The sequence below is a fragment of the Marinilactibacillus psychrotolerans genome, assembly GCF_900101525.1.
Taxonomy (GTDB): domain Bacteria; phylum Bacillota; class Bacilli; order Lactobacillales; family Carnobacteriaceae_A; genus Marinilactibacillus; species Marinilactibacillus psychrotolerans.
The window spans coordinates 126,164-145,792 of record NZ_FMZD01000004.1 but is presented as its reverse complement, the minus strand read 5'-3'; the positions used below and the strand labels follow the sequence as shown (position 1 = coordinate 145,792).

18 protein-coding genes and 1 pseudogene are annotated in these 19,629 nt (G+C 31.7%); 3 read left to right on the top strand and 16 right to left on the bottom strand.

The genetic code is table 11. The features are described from left to right. On the top strand, positions 1–280 hold a 280-nt coding region (locus BLT22_RS03565), incomplete at its 5' end, for a transposase (protein ID WP_143020620.1). Positions 281–1,192: 912 nt separating this feature from the next. On the opposite strand, the gene BLT22_RS03555 is transcribed toward BLT22_RS03565, so the two are convergent. The 6 genes and pseudogenes from BLT22_RS03555 to BLT22_RS03535 form a co-directional block, all read right to left on the bottom strand. Next, positions 1,193–1,528 carry a hypothetical protein gene (locus BLT22_RS03555; RefSeq protein ID WP_091760792.1) on the bottom strand — a complete coding sequence of 112 codons (336 nt, stop codon included), beginning with the start codon at positions 1,526–1,528 and terminating at the stop codon, positions 1,193–1,195. Positions 1,529–1,728: 200 nt separating this feature from the next. After that, positions 1,729–2,010, bottom strand: coding sequence for an LlsX family protein (locus tag BLT22_RS03550; RefSeq protein WP_091760789.1), 282 nt, complete (start codon positions 2,008–2,010; stop codon positions 1,729–1,731). Between the two features lie 61 nt (positions 2,011–2,071). Beyond that, complete coding sequence (locus BLT22_RS03545) at positions 2,072–2,815, bottom strand: ABC transporter permease (RefSeq protein ID WP_091760786.1); 744 nt, start codon at positions 2,813–2,815, stop codon at positions 2,072–2,074. Beyond that, positions 2,815–3,705: an ATP-binding cassette domain-containing protein gene (locus tag BLT22_RS03540; RefSeq protein ID WP_091760783.1), complete on the bottom strand. Its 891-nt coding sequence runs from the start codon at positions 3,703–3,705 to the stop codon at positions 2,815–2,817. The genes BLT22_RS03545 and BLT22_RS03540 overlap by 1 nt, the downstream gene beginning before the upstream one ends. A gap of 340 nt (positions 3,706–4,045) precedes the next feature. After that, positions 4,046–4,204, bottom strand: a pseudogene (locus tag BLT22_RS12555) (hypothetical protein); the annotation flags it as partial. Positions 4,205–4,822: 618 nt separating this feature from the next. Further along, entirely contained in the window at positions 4,823–5,533 is a 711-nt protein-coding gene (locus BLT22_RS03535; RefSeq protein ID WP_091760782.1) for a M23 family metallopeptidase, read from the bottom strand. A gap of 397 nt (positions 5,534–5,930) precedes the next feature. On the opposite strand from BLT22_RS03535, the gene BLT22_RS03530 reads away from it, so the two are divergent. Beyond that, on the top strand, positions 5,931–6,209 hold the full coding sequence (locus BLT22_RS03530; protein WP_091760779.1) for a hypothetical protein: 279 nt from the start codon (positions 5,931–5,933) through the stop codon (positions 6,207–6,209). A gap of 1,709 nt (positions 6,210–7,918) precedes the next feature. Continuing rightward, entirely contained in the window at positions 7,919–8,338 is a 420-nt protein-coding gene (locus BLT22_RS03525; RefSeq protein WP_091760777.1) for a hypothetical protein, read from the top strand. Positions 8,339–8,743: 405 nt separating this feature from the next. On the opposite strand, the gene BLT22_RS03520 is transcribed toward BLT22_RS03525, so the two are convergent. The 10 genes from BLT22_RS03520 to BLT22_RS03480 form a co-directional block, all read right to left on the bottom strand. Next, a complete protein-coding gene (locus BLT22_RS03520; RefSeq protein ID WP_143020619.1) occupies positions 8,744–9,247 on the bottom strand; it encodes a hypothetical protein in 504 nt (167 codons plus the stop codon). A gap of 520 nt (positions 9,248–9,767) precedes the next feature. Further along, positions 9,768–11,126, bottom strand: a complete 1,359-nt coding sequence (locus tag BLT22_RS03515; RefSeq protein ID WP_091760772.1) for an FAD-dependent oxidoreductase — start codon at positions 11,124–11,126, stop codon at positions 9,768–9,770. 456 nt (positions 11,127–11,582) lie between these two features. Beyond that, positions 11,583–12,491, bottom strand: coding sequence for an alpha/beta hydrolase fold domain-containing protein (locus BLT22_RS03510; protein ID WP_143020618.1), 909 nt, complete (start codon positions 12,489–12,491; stop codon positions 11,583–11,585). A 3-nt stretch (positions 12,492–12,494) separates the two neighbouring features. Beyond that, positions 12,495–13,379 (bottom strand): alpha/beta hydrolase, encoded by an 885-nt coding sequence (locus tag BLT22_RS03505; protein WP_091760767.1) that lies wholly within the window; start codon positions 13,377–13,379, stop codon positions 12,495–12,497. Positions 13,380–13,381: 2 nt separating this feature from the next. Next, on the bottom strand, positions 13,382–14,788 hold the full coding sequence (locus tag BLT22_RS03500; protein ID WP_091760764.1) for a PTS transporter subunit EIIC: 1,407 nt from the start codon (positions 14,786–14,788) through the stop codon (positions 13,382–13,384). Between the two features lie 133 nt (positions 14,789–14,921). Further along, the gene (locus BLT22_RS03495; RefSeq protein WP_091760762.1) at positions 14,922–15,911 is read right to left on the bottom strand and encodes a LacI family DNA-binding transcriptional regulator; all 990 of its coding nucleotides are present in this window, start codon (positions 15,909–15,911) and stop codon (positions 14,922–14,924) included. Positions 15,912–16,239: 328 nt separating this feature from the next. Beyond that, positions 16,240–16,413, bottom strand: coding sequence for a hypothetical protein (locus tag BLT22_RS12310; RefSeq protein WP_176935309.1), 174 nt, complete (start codon positions 16,411–16,413; stop codon positions 16,240–16,242). A gap of 247 nt (positions 16,414–16,660) precedes the next feature. Next, positions 16,661–17,329 (bottom strand): hypothetical protein, encoded by a 669-nt coding sequence (locus tag BLT22_RS03490; RefSeq protein WP_091760759.1) that lies wholly within the window; start codon positions 17,327–17,329, stop codon positions 16,661–16,663. A gap of 1,197 nt (positions 17,330–18,526) precedes the next feature. Further along, entirely contained in the window at positions 18,527–18,946 is a 420-nt protein-coding gene (locus BLT22_RS03485; RefSeq protein ID WP_091760757.1) for a DUF1801 domain-containing protein, read from the bottom strand. 66 nt (positions 18,947–19,012) lie between these two features. Further along, entirely contained in the window at positions 19,013–19,567 is a 555-nt protein-coding gene (locus BLT22_RS03480) for a nucleotidyltransferase family protein (RefSeq protein WP_091760754.1), read from the bottom strand. Between the last annotated feature and the right edge of the window lie 62 nt (positions 19,568–19,629).

Here is a 19,629-nt window from a genome sequence, read left to right as displayed (position 1 = left end):
CAAATCTATTTTAGAGAACGATAGCTTACTGACCTTTTATGACTTTCCCGCTTCAATCCGAAGAAGCTTGTACTCCACTAATTTGATTGAGTCTTTTAACAAACAAATTAAAAAATACAGTCGGCGTAAAGAGCAATTTCAAAATGAAGAATCTATGGATCGCTTTTTAGTCTCAAATTTTGATCTGTATAATCAGAAATTTTTAACTCGAAGCCACCGCGGTTTCCAACAAGCTGAAGCAGAACTTTGGGAAATGTTTGGAGAACTAGAAGAAAGATAAGTTTTTTACAGAAGGAACTTTTTATTTACACAAACTTCTTGACGCTCTCTTATTATCAAAAATAGATGTTTTAATTATAATATACTTTGTCACTCTATTGGATATAAATTTATCAATTTTTATGACAAACATTCTAATGAACAACGCTAAAACTATCCCTATTTCCAAAAACAGAATCAATATTCCTCCGAGCATAATCATAAGCTTTAAAAAAGTATCCAAATCAGTAAACAAAGTTAAAATGTTGAAATCAATTGGTATCTTTTTCGTTAATCTAGGTAATATAGTTGCTATGTAATAAGTGTAGAAAGATAATATGATACCCACTATACTAAAAAGAAGTGTACTTTTCTGTATTCTATTGGTTAACGCAGAAATAACAATTAGAAAAATTCCAAAGCTAATAAAAAACAAATTGATGGCGAAAATATTGATTCGAATACTGTATTGATAAGTCTTTAAAAAATTTAAAGAGATTATTGTAATAACAACACTAGTGTATAGTACTATCCCAAGCGATCCTGAATAATTTGTAAACCTTGATTCTTTTTTTCTTCTTTTAAATCCTCCTTTATACCTTGGAGAAGGATTTATTGTATATTTTGATTCTATTGTAGGTTGATCACTTAAGAATTGCTGTATTTTTCTCATAACTATTCTAATTATCTTGATATATTTTCCAATATATTTAAAAAATCGACTTAAGAGTACTGTTATGAAGCTGATTATAATACTCACTATAAATTCTTGAGGAAATGATAATATTATATCAGCAAACCATATATACAAATTTTTTATAAGTTACATTTAGAATATCCTACCCTATTTTTAACTAATTTATTACATTTTACACTATCGATATTAAACTCCTTAATCCAATAATTAGTTAGAAAATTTTAAAATTTAATTTTTTTAGGTTGATATCTTCAGACTAAGTTTTATTCTTATTCGTTTATATATTTGAGCTAAGCAAAATCCAATCACGAAAAAGTTTACAGCTTGAATACCCGAAATATACATAAAACCAAGCGTATACGCTGCGGGTAAGATCAAATAGTATGGCTTGTTAGTCTTAACAGATTTACCTTTGTCTGATGGAAAAGGCACAAAAGCTAAATTGATTGCTATTCCAGACAGTATTGGTATGATCCAACCGATTAATCTGTACTCTGGTGAAAATACAATAATTACAATTAATAAAAATATTGCTAGCAAAATAGATACGAGCTTTTTATACGAATGTATCATTCTCTCATCCTTTCTTTTTATTTTTTTCAATCGCTTGTTTCTTAATATGTCAATTGTAAAATATTAAGTGTTACAAATAAAGAGTTAAATGAACCTATTTACTGCTATTTATCATTTACTTTCGACTTTCTTTCTATTTTTAAAAGCTACAATTGTGTTTAGTATACACACCTTATCTTTTCTGTCCAACTCAGTGTAACCTATTCAATTGTTTCAGTTACGATTGCTAATACCATAGAAAAAGCGAGACCGATAAACATCATGTTACTGTTATTAGGAGTACCTATATATTCAGCACCCTCTCTTTGAATATTAAAAATGTTTAACCCAATCAAGTTTACATTGTATTCCATCAAATCCGTACTTTTAATATGGCTGTACCCAAAACGAATTGCGATAAAACATACTATGACTCCTATAACAATTCCTAAAACAATGGACGCTATGATGCGAGTACTTGGATTATTCAGCTTCTTTTTCATTAATTTAAACCTTCCTTTAACTACAATAGTCTACTAGTTCGTTTATACAGATAAACTTAATTCAATTTTTTCTTTTTTTATTCGCTATTAGTATTAATACTAAAATCACAGTAAACACTACAGCTAAAGCTGTAGTTAACAGTAGAAAATCTACATTAACGAGTTCAGTTTCTGTCCATATTTCAAAAAAGTCATTCATTACATATTTCATCGGGATAAATCTTCCAATTGTCTGAAAAGTTTCTGGAAGCTCTGAAAATGAGGAAAATGCTCCAGTGAAAATATAGGAACTAAACAATAGGACCATTCCTGCAGGCATTAATATTCTGGTGTTTTTTACCAATAGTGCAATGATTGCCCCAAAAAGGAGGAAAATCAAATTACAATATAGACATTGAATAACATACGCAAATAAATAACCAGTACTTGGAATAGTTAATCCATACATAATAAAGCCAAAAACTATATTGGCTAAAATGCTTAAAGTGGTTAATAAGACATAGGAGAAAACGTCAGAAATAACCATGTGATGTGCTTTTAGTCCAAAATATTCTAGGCGTTTATAACTTTGATTTTGCAGACTTTCACCTAACCAAATGGGGAAACTAATTAATGAGATAGGCAGCATTCCCATACCCGTACTGATCAAAAAGTATTTATCGACAAAATAATAACCATTCCCTATATCAAAATTACCATAAGAAGTCACCATCGCAAACATCATAATTAACGGAAATAATAATGAAAAAAAGATGGATATTGGAATACGGAACTGCAATTTTATACTTGTCCATAAATATCTCACTATTTTTTCACCTCGGTCATTTTATGATTTGATTTTTCATTTGTTGCGTACGCCATTAGATAGGAAGTATAAACATTTTGTTTTATAACACTGTAGACAACATTATTATTAGTTAATATTTTTTTTACATCAACCTGCATGTCATGATTTGGACAGATGAATGCTATGCCATCACCGGTATCTGCAGTTTGAACATTCTCCATAGTCGATTTATTAAAGTTTTCCAATTGGTTATACTCTACTTTTACAACCGAGTAATGCTTAAACTTCGCAAAAAAATCTTCATTCGATCCAAAAAATATTAATTTTCCTTGTTTCAACATTAATATTTTAGTGGCCCAATTTTCAATTTCATCAAAATAATGGGTCACATTCAGTACAGTTCCAGCTATTGTTTTTTTCTTCATCATAGCGAGTAGAGCAAGTCTTTTTTTATAATCTAACCCCGAAGTTAATTCATCAAAAAAATAAATGTTTTTTTCACTTTCTAATACTAAACTTAAGGTTAATCTTTGTTTCTCTCCACCAGATAGATCCTTAATATATTTCTTCTTTAAATCTTTCAAATCATAGCTTTCGATAAAATGAGTTAAAGCTTCTTTTCTTAAGGGTAAAACTAATTCTATTAGTTCGTAAACTTTCATTAGGTCATTATATGCATTATCTTGAAAGACAATACCACAATCTTTTTTCTGAAAGTGTTTAATTATTTCTCCTTCAAAGTCTATTTCTCCTAAAATTGCATTGATCAAAGTCGTTTTACCAGCACCATTTTCTCCTAATACTGCTACATTATCTCCAGAAGATATGGCTATTTCTTCTTTTATATCAAGAATTAATTGATTGCTTTTTTTTACTTGTAATCCTTTAATTGTTAAAACTGGATTCAAAATTTCAGCTCCTTCCTAATATTATATAAATTAGTATAATTTTAACATACCATACACCTTTAAATTTAGTCAATTACTTCTACTATGAAATGATTTTAAAAACAAAATATCATTTATATAATTGAATCAATATATTTAGTTGTCGTTGAAATAAATAAAATTAAAAACGAACTATTTTCCTCCATTAGTGCATAGGAGTAAATAATTCGTTTTTACGATGATTCATTCATTAGACTTGTTTTATATTTTATTTATTATTCTTGAATAGATACTTATGTCTCTTTGAGGATAATCATTCACCAACTAATTCAAGAATTTATGAATTCTTTTAAATTACGACTCATAAAAATTTCATCATCCGTTTCAAACCCAGTTCCTCTTTCTGAAAACCGAAACGTTCATAAAGATGCTTGGCTATATCATTACTTGAATGAATGCTTAGCCATACTTTTTCGTTTGAAAAACTCTGAGTTAATTTTTCAATTATCAATTTCAAGCTCTGTTTGCCATATACTTTTTTTGAAGTTTTGAATCAGCTTTTTGAACTTTCTATTGTAAAAGCTTTGAACCTTAATAGTATGCCCTAAAATAAAAATCGATAGACTAGTATAAAAACGAAAAATGTAATAATGAATTCGAAAACAGACAGCGGCTCATAATCAATTAAATAGGTATTAAGATAAATCAGCATTAAAGCGATCATTTCCATGAATGAATCTTTTAAACCAATTATTTCGTACATGTAGCTTGTTTTTTGAAATTAAAAACATCCGTAAGTTCTTTACCAAGAATGCCTTTTGCAATACTTAAACCGATTAAATAAATTCCAAAAGAAAGTGCATCGTTTAAATTTAAAATTTGGGTAATGACACAATAAATAATCGTGAATAAGACTAAATACATATTGATACTCTTTTTTCACTTTCTTACGAACAAATAACTCTATCCATTTCTTGAATTACAAAGATATACCAATCATTAATTCTAATACTTATTATTAATCCAATTTGGTTAAAAATCAGTTGTTTTTCTTGATAGTAATCCATTGATAAAACACTTAGTTCAGGATTATTCTCTCTTAGTTAACCTTCGTCTGCTTATATGCTTAATAAACCAATTAATTCTGACTCACTACAGAACCAGTTGCTGGGAAGCCACTTTTTATGATTTCAGACTCTCTTGTTTCCGTATTCTGTTGAGTAAATTCATTAAAATATAAAGGGATCCCTACTGTATTATAAAAATCTGCACTCGCCATTGCTTGAATATGAATATGAGGTTGGGTCGAGTTCCCTGAATTTCCACAGTTTGCAATATGCTCTCCTTGTATTACATGGTCTCCCTTCTTCACAATCAATGAATCTAATTGTAAGTGCACGATTGCTACATAAAGATCAGTATTATTAGGTGAGATTACAATATAATTACCAGCAATTGCTTCTGGTCCTTTACGCATTCTACTTCTTTGCGTGACAGCATAGGGAATCAAAGTGACTAGTGAACGATACGCTTTGTGGTCTAGTTCTCCATTATGAATACTAATAATTTCACCAGAAACTGGAGAGAAGATTGGCTTCCCAAATGCATAGAAGATCTCAGGAGCCTCGGAGCTTAAATGTGTCCGCCAACTCGTTTTCCTGCTTGTTTCATTTTGACTATCTACGGCCATAAAATCGATTGCGTATCCAACGCCAAACAGATCCGTTCCATGACTCGGAATTATCTCATCTGGCGTTGCACCTACTGTCCATCTTCCCTCAAAAGGCAATGATCCTGTAATACTTGATGTATTATTTCCTGATGTAGTTTTCTTTTCATACTGATTCATGTTTCTTACCTCCCCTTATCCAGCAATCACTAGGATTACTATACTTATTATTGTTAAAAGAATTGGAACTTACTTTTCCAAATAAAATTATGTAAAATAACTATTTACTTTAGAATAACGTATTAAAGCTACATTCATAGAAAAGAAAATTTCTCTATAATTTTCTCAGATACCATAAATATTAGAGTATCTTAGCAAGATTTCAACAATTTTTTAATTTTATAAAATTCAATTTATTATAAATTTTACCACAAAATTTATAAATCTAGCGGATACCCGCTACAATAATTCACTTTAGTTTTGGTAAACTATATTTAGTATTAAATCTCTATTCATGTCAAAATATCTTTTAATTGTTGTAAAAGTATGCCCAACTAAAATTATTGGAGGAATAACTATGTCTGAAAACAAGATAAATGTATACTCAGAAATTATTGAGTTAGAAGATGTATTAAATAAGCTAAAAAGCTGGGAGAATGGTCTGGAGTTTCTAGGGGATTATTATTCATCAAACACTCCAGATCTGGAAAGATTAGTAGAGGAATACACCCCAACTTCTGCGATCTTTTGGGCTTTTCAAAGAGACTTTGTAAGGCTGAACAGAGAAGCACAAGAAAAGCTCGACTTGCTGGTTGAACAACAAAGAAAGTTATATGAATCAGAAACTACCAATTGAATTTCGAAGGCTTGGTTTTATTCTTGTAAAAAAGCGCCCTTACCAAAATAATGTAAGGACGTTTTTCTATTTAAAATATGTATAGAATCTAAAGTTAGGTACCTTAGAGCAAACAGTTTAACTTCCGGGGGCAGTACTCAACTCCACAAAGAAGCAGCTTTTTAATTTAATCTCAGATATACTATGAAATTAAATTTGATCAAAGATAGTCATACAGTAAATTTTTAAATCAATTTGAATTATACTCGTTAATAATTGAAATTGATTTATTTTCACCTTTGCTTCCAATTCTACTATATAAAATTCTTCTTTAGCGATTGTTGCAGTAATGTTCTTATGTTAGGTCCAGAAACTGCCATATCTTAGTCTCGTTATTCGTAATATCTGCTTTCAGTGAAGTAAACTATTTTAGTTTCTTTGCCTATAGTGGGTTCAAGATTATACAAGGCAACTGATTCTCCTGGCAGACGGTTTCTAAAGCCCTGGAATATATTCATGTGGATTCGAAAACTATTTCTGGAATACTAGAAGTCCGTTATCTCCGATAAGAAATAAGAAAAAACCTGTTTTTGTTTCGGACTCATACCTTTCACCCTTACTATACATCTGTAAAAGAAATAGTAGGTTTTATTATATTATGTTTTTAACATAATAAGTAAGCCCAATAAATAATATCCAATATCCATTGATTAATTATGTTATAAAGTTATTATAGTAGTAGGAGGTTATTTCTAAAAGTCTAAATCCTTTAATCTATTTAAATATGTAAATAAATTTTTAATTAAAACGTTTAATATGTATAAAAACATCAAAATTTCACTTATTTCTGCTACACTTTTATCCACAACTATTCCTGTAATGAACAATATACAATCAGTTGAAGCTTCTGAATCGGTCAATATCTAGCAAACTAAAATTCAAAAGGAGTAAAAGAGACTAACAAAAATACTATAATCAATACCCTTAAAACTACATAAAATTCTAATATCAGTGCTGAACAATTTTTTGAGCTTGTTGAAAAGTTTGATGAAGCGGAAGCGACTGTTGTAAGCGCCCAAGCAGCTTTATACTCACAAAAATTTGTTAATGGCTGTGTTCATGCTTTCGAACACAGTAATAGTGGTTTACACATATTATATGGTGATTTAAGTGAAGGCGCATTACAAGTACGTGTTGTAGATGTTTTTAGTGGGTACCTTGGAAAATTAATTGGGGATTATAGGATTATGCGCTCTCTAGAAATATTTACAAAGCTGCTGTTGGGTATGTGAATTTATAGATTCGTGGAGCAAGGTTTACACTAACTAATGAATTGCCAATTGGATAACTTACTAGCGTAAAACCCTATCACCCTTAAAGTAATTTATTTTTTAAAAATAAATATATAGAATAACTCAGGGTTAATATTGATCAGCAGATATTATCTCCCAGATTTTAGAGAAAGCTTTCTAACTTCTGTGGGAACTTTGTACAGCAAATGATAGATGTGAATTTAAACTTAAAATCATAAATGAATATCGATACAATCCTTTGTAATATAACTTTATAGAGAATTGGTCGAATAGTATATTCCTACACTGTCCAGCAACTATCATTCTAGCTTTTAGTACACTAACTTTTCTGAAGCAATTTTCATAAAAAAGAAGAACCTGTTTTAATATAATCAAGTTTCTTATTGAGAACATTTTCATAAAAAAGGAGTAATCACTTTGTTTGTATATTATCCATCTTTCGCCGTATTAACAGGAATTATTTACGTGGGAATCGTTTATTTATTAGTCAGAAAAGAAAAAAAATCTATTTTTTACAGTTTAGTCACACTTGCCATTTTTTTACAAGGTACCTTTCTTGTCATTTGGTTGGGATGGATCGCTTTAATAAAAAGTTCTGGAAATAATGAATTTCCTACAATTGATCATTTTTCTGCATTTGTAGATATATCGTATTACCCTTTGATGATAGCTTTTTTAACCATTATAACGTGGTTTGGTAGTAAACTAATATTATCTCAAAATCAATTTCCTTTTTTGAAAATAGTATTTATGTTCTTTTTTATACCTGCACTGTTTGGAGTGTTTTTATTAGCACAACCCATTTATTCTGCTTTATATTACGGCTTTGCTCCTTAATTCTTCAAACATTATTGAAACACCAGAAAGAAACTCTGGCATCTTTAGTTACACTAGCAGGATTTGCTGAAATAACACGGTACGGAAATTGGTGTGGAAAAGATAATAAAGAAAAATCAGCGATTGATGCATTAGACGCTTTATGTTATAGACACGATAAGTGCTCCGAAAGAACAGAATAATGGAAAGCTAATTGACTCTATGTCGATAACAAATAGTTCAATTGAAGAGGATATTGGTAATTTTATAATCTCTATGAAACAGTAAAAAACTAATATCAAACAGAAAATATACTAATCTTAGTATACTTTTTAAGCTAATATTTGTAGTAAGTTAGCTAGTGCAAATATAGCCATGAGAATTGAAAAACCGATATTGAATTTTTGTAATTCTTTTTTATCACCTTTATGAGTTGCGTGAAGTACTCCAAATCCAATACTTGCAAGTAATACGAAAATCGCAAAATAGAACACTATTATTGCCTCCTTTATCTAGGTAATATGTTAAGTCAGCGGCCCAAGTCATATCGACTATTACGCCGTTTCCGTCTTTGTTAGCGCCCATTCTACTTGCTAACAAAGAGGCATACGCTGATGATACGCCAGCTCCAGCTCCGATTGCTGGGAACCACACTCCTGCAGTACCCGCTGCAAAACTATCCAATGTGCTTATAGCTGAATCAGTTTGAGAATTAATATACGTAGTTTTGTAACCCCACCAATGATATTCTCTAGTAGGTACAGAAGCAGAAATAGTAACAATATCATTACTTTCTTGAATTTCTAGTTCTGAATTGATTGAAATTATCCCTTGATCAACTTTTTGGTTTAAAGTGATAAAATGCTCTTCTAATTGAGATAAATCATATTTTTCAAAATCCTCTTGAGACACGTTATCTTTAAGTTCCAAGTGCCCTTTGTTGTCTATTTCTATCATTTGTTTTATATGTGAAATATTGCTAATGACACCTTCTCTACTAGCTTGAGTAGTGTTTTCCGTAGTAACATTAACAGTTGGATTCTCTGCTGCAGCTACATTGTAAAAAGATGAGATAGCTAACAGACTAGTAAAAAAGCAAAGCAGTTATTGTTGTTGTGCGAATAAAATTTTTTCGACATAATGAAATCTCTTCCTTAATAAAACAGTACTAGAGAATAAAAAGATTTTCAAATGATACTAATTAAAGATTATAAAAATTAGTAAATTTTTACTATTACAAATTTAAATTTTTTTGATCATCAAGAAGTTTGTGTAACTAAAAAGTTCTTTCTGTAAAAAATTATCTCTCTTATTGAATAAAAAAAGTAACAATCCTGATTTTGAAGGGATTGTTACTTTTTTGTTCGATAACTTTCTTATCTAACGTTATTATCAATAGTAATAGCTAGAATGAAAGATATGAACGATTAGGTTTTAAGTTTTGGTATTGTTAAAACAACATCTCTGTTGAACCAAATGTTTTTCCTTGCGCTTTTAGTGCTAAAACATTTAAGAAGTTCCATGGACGGCTAAATCCTGGTTGGAAGAAGAAATCTGCTTTCCCTAAATCACTTAAGGTCATTTCGTTACTAATGGCTAGTGAAAGGGTGTTTGCTGCTTGGGTAATATCTCCAGTTGATAAAAATTGTGCTCCTAAGATTACTTCTGTTTCTGAATCATAGAATAGTTTCATTTCAACTTTGATGTCCCCATCACGCATAAATGAAGGACGGACTCTTTCTTCAGTATAGAAAGTTTTAATGTTTCCGTCATAGTTCTTTAAGTTAGCATTATTCAAACCAGTTGTTGCAAATTTCAAATCAAAGAAAGCTAATCCAGACGTCCCGTTGACTACGGGCATTTCGACTTTCTCTCCCATCGCATTTTTAGCAGCGATAACGCCTTGTTTTCGGGCATTTGTTGCTAAGGCTATGTTTTGTTTTTTGCCTGTTGCCTTGAAGGGGATTAATGTCGCATCGCCGCCTGCATAGACATTTTTAGCTGAAGTTTCTAAATAATCATTGACAACTACAAAACCAGCTTCATCTAATTTAAGACTGTTCGCTAGCCAAGATGTATCGGGCTTAACTCCAACAGCCATAATCACGGTATCTGCTTCATATTCAGCTTGATCCGTTACTACTGCCTGAATTTCACCATTTTCTCCTTTAATCTCTTGCACTAATTCATTTGTTTGAATTTTCAATCCTTTTTCTTCCGCTTCTTTAGATAAGCTTGGATAGAATTCTTCATCTAGGTAGCTTGGTAAGAAACGATCAACTGCATCAATGAGCGTAACATCCTGACCGTTTTCTCTATAGGCTTCGGCAACTTCAATACCGATGTATCCTCCACCAATAACGACTACTTTCTTCGCATCTTCCATACGTGCTTTAACCATTTCTGCGTCATTTCGACCACGGAAAGTATAGACATGTTCTAAATCATTTCCTGGTATGTTTAATTTGGGTGCATAGCCACCTGGTGAAAGAAGTAATCTATCGTAGCTTTCTTCTCTTTCCCCATTGTCCGTTTTCACTGTTACTGTATTTTTATCAGCATTCACACCAACAACCTCACTATTTAGATGGATGTTAATGCCTTGTCTTTTATAGGATTCTTCATTCGCATAATGTAACTCATCTGGTGATTGCGCGATATTCATTAAATAGGATTGAGCTCCGCAACTCATAAAGGATGCTTTGTCTTCACGTTCAAATAAATGAATTTCTGCTTCAGGTTCAGCCTCTAAGATGGTCTCAACTGCTTCATAACCAAAGTGAGAAGATCCAACAACAATATATTTCATTTAAAAACTTCCTTTCTATTATTTAAAGTACATATACAGTCTATTGGATATATCCATATTAGTAAACCAGAACGATTTTAATCTGACAATTTGATTATTCATCTATCTAAACGCTCCTTTAATTGTAGCAGAGGCAGTTCAAGGTAAAGCATCCATTTAAAAATGCCTTTGTTTTTTCCTCAATATTTCATACTGTAATTTTCATTTTGAATAAGGGTGTCTGAAATTTTTTTAGAATGGTAAAACGGTAAATATTATTTGAAAGCGAATGAGAAATTCAATAAAGAAGCTGAAGACTATACTGAGTGATCTAACACTAATGACGAAAAACAAAAATTGGCTGGTTTAAGTCCAGTAGAATACCGGATTCAAACCAGCCAAATGGCTAGAAAATATTGAGCTCTAATGTTAAGGGGCAATACCTAATAAAGTTTTTTTATTAGGTGTTTATTTCATCTAATCTAAATCTTTACTAATCAATTGAGCTTGGATAAACTCTTGCATCATTTTCCAGGCTTTTTTTGACTGCTCTTCATTAAATTCATCAAACCACTTATGGGTAAAGCCGTGCATACTATCTTTAAAGTTCTCATAGATTACCTCTACGCCACTATCCTGTAGTTTTTGAGCGAATGCTTTTTCTTCATTTTTTAAAGCATCAAAATCAGCTGAAATAACGAGGCTAGGTGGGAATATTTCACCTTGCGCATTGATTGGTGAAGCCAATGGATCAGTCGTATCTTCATCCTTCTCAAAATACCAATTGTAATATTCTTCCATTCTGGTAACAGGTATAGCTTTATCTTTATCTTTTGATTCCCTAGATGCTGGGGGAGTATCCTGTTTGAGCACAGCATAATCAGCAATTAATCCCTTGATATTGATTTTTTTATTTGTGTCGTTCAATATACATAGTGCGGCAGAAATATATCCACCGGCGCTATGTCCCATTAACAATACATTTTCTTTTTGAAAATAGTACTGTTCACTATTTTCAAGAACCTGCTCAATAAAATCGTAAGCCGATAAAATGGGAAGCGGAAATTTGTACTCAGGTGCTACTGCATAATCCACGTTTACAACGGCTACTTCTACATTATTGGCAATATCTTGGCAATATATTCCATCTTGCTCACAATATTTTAAGACCATGCCTCCCCCATGAAAATTAAACACAACCGGTAATTCTTTTTTATAGTCATACGATTCCGGTCTATATATATATCCATCTATATAACCACAGTGTTTAGAATAATAAGAAATTTTCTCAATATTGTCTTTCAGGTTTTCCTCTTTGATCATGTCACTGTACTTTTTTTCTTTATTCATTCTATATTCAAAAATTGTTTTATCTTCATCTAACATCAACTAAAATTCTCCCATCCAATTAAAAACTAACGGTAACCACATGCCGATAGTATTATTTACATCAGTATCCTTACTTGCGTACTGTTTATTGCCACAAGCCAATCCATGCCGACCTTTCTTAAAAAGATGGTATTCACAAGGTTGACCAATTTCTTGAAATTTTTTTACTAATGAAGTTGTGTCTTCTGCATTCGTTACACTATCTTCTGTCGTATGCCAAATGAAAAACTCTGGAATATCAGAATGTAGATAGTTTTCCACGTTTAATGCTTCAACTTGCTCACTGTTTGGCGTTTTACTTTTGTGCAAACATTCATTCATACTATCTTTTTGAAATTCAGATAAATCAAGATTAGAAAGGGTATCTATTTTAGCATTGAGCATTGGATAACACAATATACAGCCTTTTGGTTTCAACTCCACTGATTTAGGTTTAAATCCTAATTGTTTTAATAGGGAATCATCATTCCATCTAAGAGCTTCCATTGTAATAATGTGTGCCCCCGCTGAAAACCCAATCGTAAAAATAGACTCTTTATCTATTGCCCATTCTTCAGCATTTTCATGGATGATATGCAACGTTTCCATAAGTTCTAGTATTTGAGAAGGATAATAGCCATTCTCATTTATTTCTGAAGATTCATTATAATAAGATTCTCTGTCTTTAATAAAGGTTGAATATCTTAAAACAAAGCAGGCATACCCTTTAGCCAGAAATTGGATAGCCACTGCTTCACCTTCTTTGATAGCAGAAATCATATAGCCACCACCAGGACAAATCACAACTGCAGGCCATTTTCTATTGACCCCATATGAAATCACTGAGTCCGGAATATATAGCTCAACAAATGCCGTATCATTCAGTTTTATTTTTTTATGCAACATGTTTATCCCTTCAATCCAGGTTCGTCTTTTCGAAATCCCCAAAAGTAGGTACAGATTGCTGCAACAACAAGAGAGATAATTGAAGCAATCACACCGTTAACTATATTACCAGTAGATTCTCCTACAAAAGCTAAAGTCGCCGTCACACTAGATGAAGGTACTAAGGTTGCAGAAACAACGTTTGCAATCCCTCCGTATATACCTCCAGCAAACCCGCCAGCCATTAATCCTAAAAATGGTTTTTTATAACGAGTGCAGATACCGTAAATTGTTGGTTCTGAAGTTCCCGCAACGATCGCCGTTATTGCATAGCTAGCAGCTAACGATTTTTGTGATTTATCTTTTAATCTGAAGAACGCACCTATCGCAACGCCCATTACTGAGAAACTAGCATAACAAAGCGCTGGCGCTGCAAAACCGTCCCATCCTTGTGTCGCAAAGATTTGAAAAAGTGCCGTAATCAGTACCATATGCATGCCTGTCATTACAAGAATTGGGTATAGTGCTGCTATTATCGCTATCCCTAAAAATCCTACATAATTCTGTAAAGCTAAAAGACCATTTACAACATAATTGCCTAAAAAGGCTCCTGCTGGTCCAATTAAACAAAAAGCGATTGGCAGCATAACGATTATTGTAAGGGCTGGAGCAAAAACGCTTCTGATTGAACTATGGATATACTTATTAAAGAATTTTTCTACATAGCTCATTACCCAAACGGATAGAATCGTCGGAATGATCGTTCCACTGTAGTTCGTCATATAAACAGGTAATCCAAAAACAGTAAACTGATCTCCGTCAGCGATCATTTGAATAAAGGTTGGGTGAATTAAAATGGCTCCTAGTAAAATTCCTAACACGGGTGTAACCCCAAACTTTTTAGCAGCTGTGTACCCTACAATAACCGGGAAGAAGTAGAATCCGGCATCTCCTACAAAGGTTAGTAAAATAAATAGATCGCTTTCAGCCGGAAGTACATTTAATAAGTCCTGACCTAAAATAGCAACAAACATTTTGAAAAAGGCACAAGCAACAATGGCTGGTATAACAGGTCCCATTGTACCTGATAGTCCATCAAGCATACCTAAACCAATTGACTTAAATAGGTTGGTTTTCTTTTTAGTTTGGGGAGTTGCTGTTTCGTTCTCATCCGTTTCTATTTCTAAAAGTATTGAAACCTCATCAAATACCTTGTTAACCTCTGCACCTATTATGATTTGCAGCTGATCCCCGACCTTCATAACTCCAAGAACGCCAGGTACTTCTTTAATCTTATCAATGTTTACTTTATCAAAGTTGTTAATATTAAAACGAACTCTTGTCGCACAATGAAGGGCATGAGCAATATTAGCTTTCCCACCAGATAATTCGATAATGCTTTCAGCAGTTTTTTTATAGTTATCAGACATAATTTCCTCCCAAATATTAAGCATGGCCTGTGCTTTTATTGTGAACGTTTACAAAATAATAATAAACTTGTTTACTTAAAAAGTCAACAAGTTTATTAAATGAAAATAAAAAAATACCTAAACAGGTATTTTTTTACGTCGTTTGTTTTTCTATTAGGGAGACAGGAATAACGATCTGGTTATCTTTTAAATCAGGTTCTGTGTTATCCTCATGTTCAATAATATCAACTAAAGCGGATACTGCCTCATAGGCTATTTGATTTGTATTTTCAGATATCATTGTAATCTCTGGAAAACTATACGCATTTAATAATTGATTACCGTAAGTGACTATTTTTAGGTCCTCCGGAATCGAAATACCTAATGACTGACAAACTTTTAAGCACTGAACTGCCAAAGTATAGGACTCTACAAAAATGCCATCTGCATCTACGTTCTCAATAAACATTTGACTTATCACACTAGGAATATCTTTCTTTCGTTCATTGGTTCCTGTAAAGTAGGCATTACATTTCTTATTACTTTTTTCTAATTCTTCAATAAACCCTTTATACCGCTCATCGTTATTTTTCCCTACTTGATAGGCAGATATATATAATAGATTCGTACAGCCTTTTGCAATTAAATGCTTCGCAGCGATAATGCCTGCCAAATGATTATCTGATTTAATAACTGGGATGTCTTCAGATAATCTATGTCCGACTGTTACAATGGGAAGGTCTTCATTAATTGGTAGATTGACATCATTTGTAAAACTCCCATAAATGATCCCACTAATTCTTTTTTCACGTAGCTGCTCAAAAAATAGTTCCTCTTTTTCTTTATCATATAATGAACTACAAATCATCAAACTATAGCCAAAACTATAGGCAACTTGTTCTAATAATGAAACTAACACACTATAATATGGTATATGACCTGTCGGGAAAACTGCTCCTATTGTTTTAAAAAACTTTTCATCTAAAAGTTGATTTTCTCGTGGTACTAAGTAGCCTAAGTCTTTAGCTACTCTAAACACTTTCTCCTTAGTTCCAGCATTAAAGGATCCTTTTCTATTGAGTATTCTCGAAACGGCTGCTTTTGATATTCCCACTTCATTAGCTATATCTTGTATCGTTGCCATAAATTCACCTCTTTAGTAAACTTTGTTTACTTTTATAGAAACAGTGTATCATATTTTAACTAGATATGGTTCAAACATTTCTCACTTTTAGATTACCACAGAGTGCTGTAAAAATTATGTATACCATTACTTCAATGCTCAATCCTGATCCAATTGTATCATATAGTGCTGAGCTTTTTCTCAAGACTACATACCACTATAGCTTATCAAATCTATGCACTAAAGCAAAAAAATATTGCCCATCCTAAAACGCTTTACTATCAATGAGTTAACTTTTACCTTAATTGAGATTTATATATTATTTCTTCCTATTTTTAAATACTTACCACTATTTTTTCTGTTTCGAATTCTCTTCTTTAAGTGCTACTACAAATAATAGAATTAATCCTAATCCTAATACAAGTTCATTATCTACCATTAACAAACCTACAGGAATTCCTATCAATAGATAGAGAAAGATTCGTAACCACAATTTTTTCTTCACTATTTCTATGATTTGCATCTGCTAACCCTCCCTTTTCGAATTCAGTTATTAAAGAGGTTGTCATTGATTAAGCTCACTAGGTTCTATCAGTAGATTAGTGTACTAGAGAGAAAATACTATCCTTTAACAACATCGATTAAAAACTAGAATTATCATATCCATTTTCAAAAACTAACTAATCATAACTATACGTTACAAAAAAAGAATAGCCTAGATGTTTTAAACTGAGACAGTTTTCTTTATTGATTGTCTCACTATTTCATCATTAATGCTTTTTGTTTCTAAAATACCAATAAAGCAGACCCCATAAACCTCCAACCGATAGCAGAATAATGAGCTTTTCTGGTCTTGAAAAAGTATGACCTGCACTCGCCACTCCGCTAGAAAATACTGCTCCTATTACGATAAATAATAACATTACGATTAAAAGCACAAAGAAAGTCTTTTTGTTATTGTCACTATACGCTCCTAACATTTTCCCTTTTAACAATCCTTTAAAGTGATCCTCTAATAAGTATTGAAAGTTCTTATCTGAGTAATTAAGACCTGTAAAAGAATAGGAACCATTGGCATCAATATAAAAATAATATCTTTTGCCATTCGCTTTAAACCCTAGACAATATTTTACAAACGGACGTGAAACAAAGAAATCAGTAATCTCCTCATACTTGATTTTTTGAACATACTTTTCCGGGTTATCATACTCTAGATACTTCATGCTTAGCATTACCAAATGATCCTCCGCAAACAATACAGAATAAGATCCTAGGAACATCGATACAGAAATAGGGTAGTGATCAAAAATCGCTTGAAGAAATGGTCTTAGCCCCCTATCAGCTATAAAGTAATTGTGATTTAAATTATATCCTAGCGATTTCATTGTTTCTTCCAGTACTTCTTTTTCTTGTTCAATTGTGTAGATTTCCCTACTCAAAACTCAAAAACTCCTCTTTTTTACACATTAATACTTGATTTAATTTAAGTTTATCACACACTATTTGATTGTTGTAGGTAAAGAATTTTGTAGTGTGATAACTTAATTTCGTTATATCAGTTTGTTAGTATAAAAGATTGTAAGTTCGATTATATTTTACCTACGAATGAGAAATAGTTCAAAATTAAAAATAGTTCAAAAAAGGGCCCTTCATCAAATGATATAGAACCCTAGAGAATTTACAAAATAGTTAGTTTTCTGCTAGCTATACCTTTATCCAAATAGATTTGGACTATCCATTAATGTTCAAAGATAATCCACTTATTTTCTTTTTCTTATAAAATATACTTTGAAAGATACACTTACAAGGATTAATAATACAAACCAGGCTATTAGAAATACTCCTTGAGATAAATACTGCGGTACTATTAAAGGATAAAAAGCTAATATGACTAAAAATATAGGCATTAGAATATAGAACATCTTATTTTCCATTACTTAACCTCCCATACTAGTATGGTCTAATTGACCAGAAATAAGTAGTCCGAGAATCACCATAGATTTTTCTGTTTTGTATTTTAGTAAATGGTCTTCTTCTCTCTTTTACTGCACCAACTTTAGTTTTATGTATTGCTTGATAGATATCTTTTTTATACTCAAAACTACTTTTTTCCGAATTATCCTATCATTTGTTAAACCTCTTATCTGTAAATGATTTTTGGCATTTCTCCCTTTGGAATTCCCTTTTTAGCATCTTGGTTAATGTGCTATAAAGTTTTTCTCACATAAAAATATATACTAAGATTATTGATAAGTAAGCAGCTAACCGTTGCCCATATCTAGATTTTCTAATTACACTCATCTGTTTTAAAATTTCAATAACTTTTTTGAATTTCTTCATCTATCTTTTTCAATTTATTTCTTAAAATAAATCTTTTACTATACTGGACAATTCTTTATTCGATTCAGCCAGCTTTTTTTCACTTTAATCAACTGCTTGGTAAAAACTATTTATAATGGCAAATAATAAATTGAGAAAAAAGACAGGTGAACCTTTATTTTCCTTTGCAACTTTTATATAAAAAGGTAACTATATCGTTGCGGACTTCATAATATTCCAGCAGCATTCAAACAAAAAATCGATAAGGGATTTTCTTATGCACAATTTTTATAAATTCCATATATTTGTGGTTCAATCTAAATGCCTAGAAGAGGAAGATGTTTTCGTTCTTTATAGGTTAAAGCAGTTTCTATACAACGCTTTAAGTCTCTAATCGGAATATCATCTTCTTTATCAAAAACAATCGCTCTATTTCCTTCATATTTGAATTGATCCTGAAAAACCTCTCTAAACGTTTCAATCAAACGAGTATTACAGTTAAAGTACAGAGCATATTGAGTGGGGGCCGCTTTTTTCCAATCCATTCTGATTGTACTGCCTTGTTTTGTAAGATAACTAGGCTCCCCCCATTTTAATGTTTCTTCTACTTCAGGAGTGCCGTTAATTTCTGAGGCTACTTCAAGGATAAGTTCACGAATAAATAATAGCTTATTTTGTGCCCAATCCGGATAATTCCCCAATGTATTTTTAACGTCTGTATTCATAATTTCGTTCATTTTATTAGCTCCTCTTCTATTATGGTAAGTTTACTGTATGGCTATTTTCCAAGCAAAAAAAATTATTTAAATTTCAACAATTAAATCACGCCATTTTTCCTCCCATTTCTTACTTGTAACCCTCTCAATATAAATTGAATGATGATCGCTATTTTTTTGATAAAATGGTGTGGGCTTAACTTTCTTTTCAAACAAATCTTTCAATCCATAAGGAGACATAATTTCTATTTCTTTATTACGAAGTCTTATAGCAACTGCCGTGGGTGTTTCTGGAAAATGAGCAACTCCATCATAAGATGATCTAAAAGGATCAAAATTACTCTTCAAATGCATACGGGCCTGATTCTTTGCTGACCATGGTTCATGGGGGAGTAAAAATTCTAATTTTTCTTCAAGAAGCTTTTCTGCTTCCCATGAAGTGTCCGAAGAATCATAGTAAATGACATCAATATCATTTATAGGAGTTCTTTTATTATTCAAACTATCCCAAACTTTATTTCGAATAATCCCTGCACATATCCAAGCATCATTTGAATTTAATTTCTCAACCGCTTTTAAAATTGATAAGATATAATTATCTTGATTAATAATTTCTATTAACTGTTCTTCATAATTAATCATGTTTTCCTCCCCTCTTCACTCTGAAAAATATTAACTTATTGAAAAAAACTCACTTATTCCCT

Bases quoted from the DNA above. Each gene is read 5' to 3' on its own strand.
- BLT22_RS03495 (WP_091760762.1), bottom strand. From the start codon at position 15,911: ATGGCAACGATACAAGATATAGCTAATGAAGTGGGAATATCAAAAGCA.
- BLT22_RS12310 (WP_176935309.1), bottom strand. From the start codon at position 16,413: ATGCAAATCATAGAAATAGTGAAGAAAAAATTGTGGTTACGAATCTTT.
- BLT22_RS03510 (WP_143020618.1), bottom strand. From the start codon at position 12,491: ATGTTAGATGAAGATAAAACAATTTTTGAATATAGAATGAATAAAGAA.
- BLT22_RS03530 (WP_091760779.1), top strand. From the start codon at position 5,931: ATGTCTGAAAACAAGATAAATGTATACTCAGAAATTATTGAGTTAGAA.
- BLT22_RS03505 (WP_091760767.1), bottom strand. From the start codon at position 13,379: ATGTTGCATAAAAAAATAAAACTGAATGATACGGCATTTGTTGAGCTA.
- BLT22_RS03515 (WP_091760772.1), bottom strand. From the start codon at position 11,126: ATGAAATATATTGTTGTTGGATCTTCTCACTTTGGTTATGAAGCAGTT.
- BLT22_RS03535 (WP_091760782.1), bottom strand. From the start codon at position 5,533: ATGAATCAGTATGAAAAGAAAACTACATCAGGAAATAATACATCAAGT.
- BLT22_RS03485 (WP_091760757.1), bottom strand. From the start codon at position 18,946: ATGAACGAAATTATGAATACAGACGTTAAAAATACATTGGGGAATTAT.
- BLT22_RS03480 (WP_091760754.1), bottom strand. From the start codon at position 19,567: ATGATTAATTATGAAGAACAGTTAATAGAAATTATTAATCAAGATAAT.
- BLT22_RS03555 (WP_091760792.1), bottom strand. From the start codon at position 1,528: ATGATACATTCGTATAAAAAGCTCGTATCTATTTTGCTAGCAATATTT.
- BLT22_RS03500 (WP_091760764.1), bottom strand. From the start codon at position 14,788: ATGTCTGATAACTATAAAAAAACTGCTGAAAGCATTATCGAATTATCT.
- BLT22_RS03550 (WP_091760789.1), bottom strand. From the start codon at position 2,010: ATGAAAAAGAAGCTGAATAATCCAAGTACTCGCATCATAGCGTCCATT.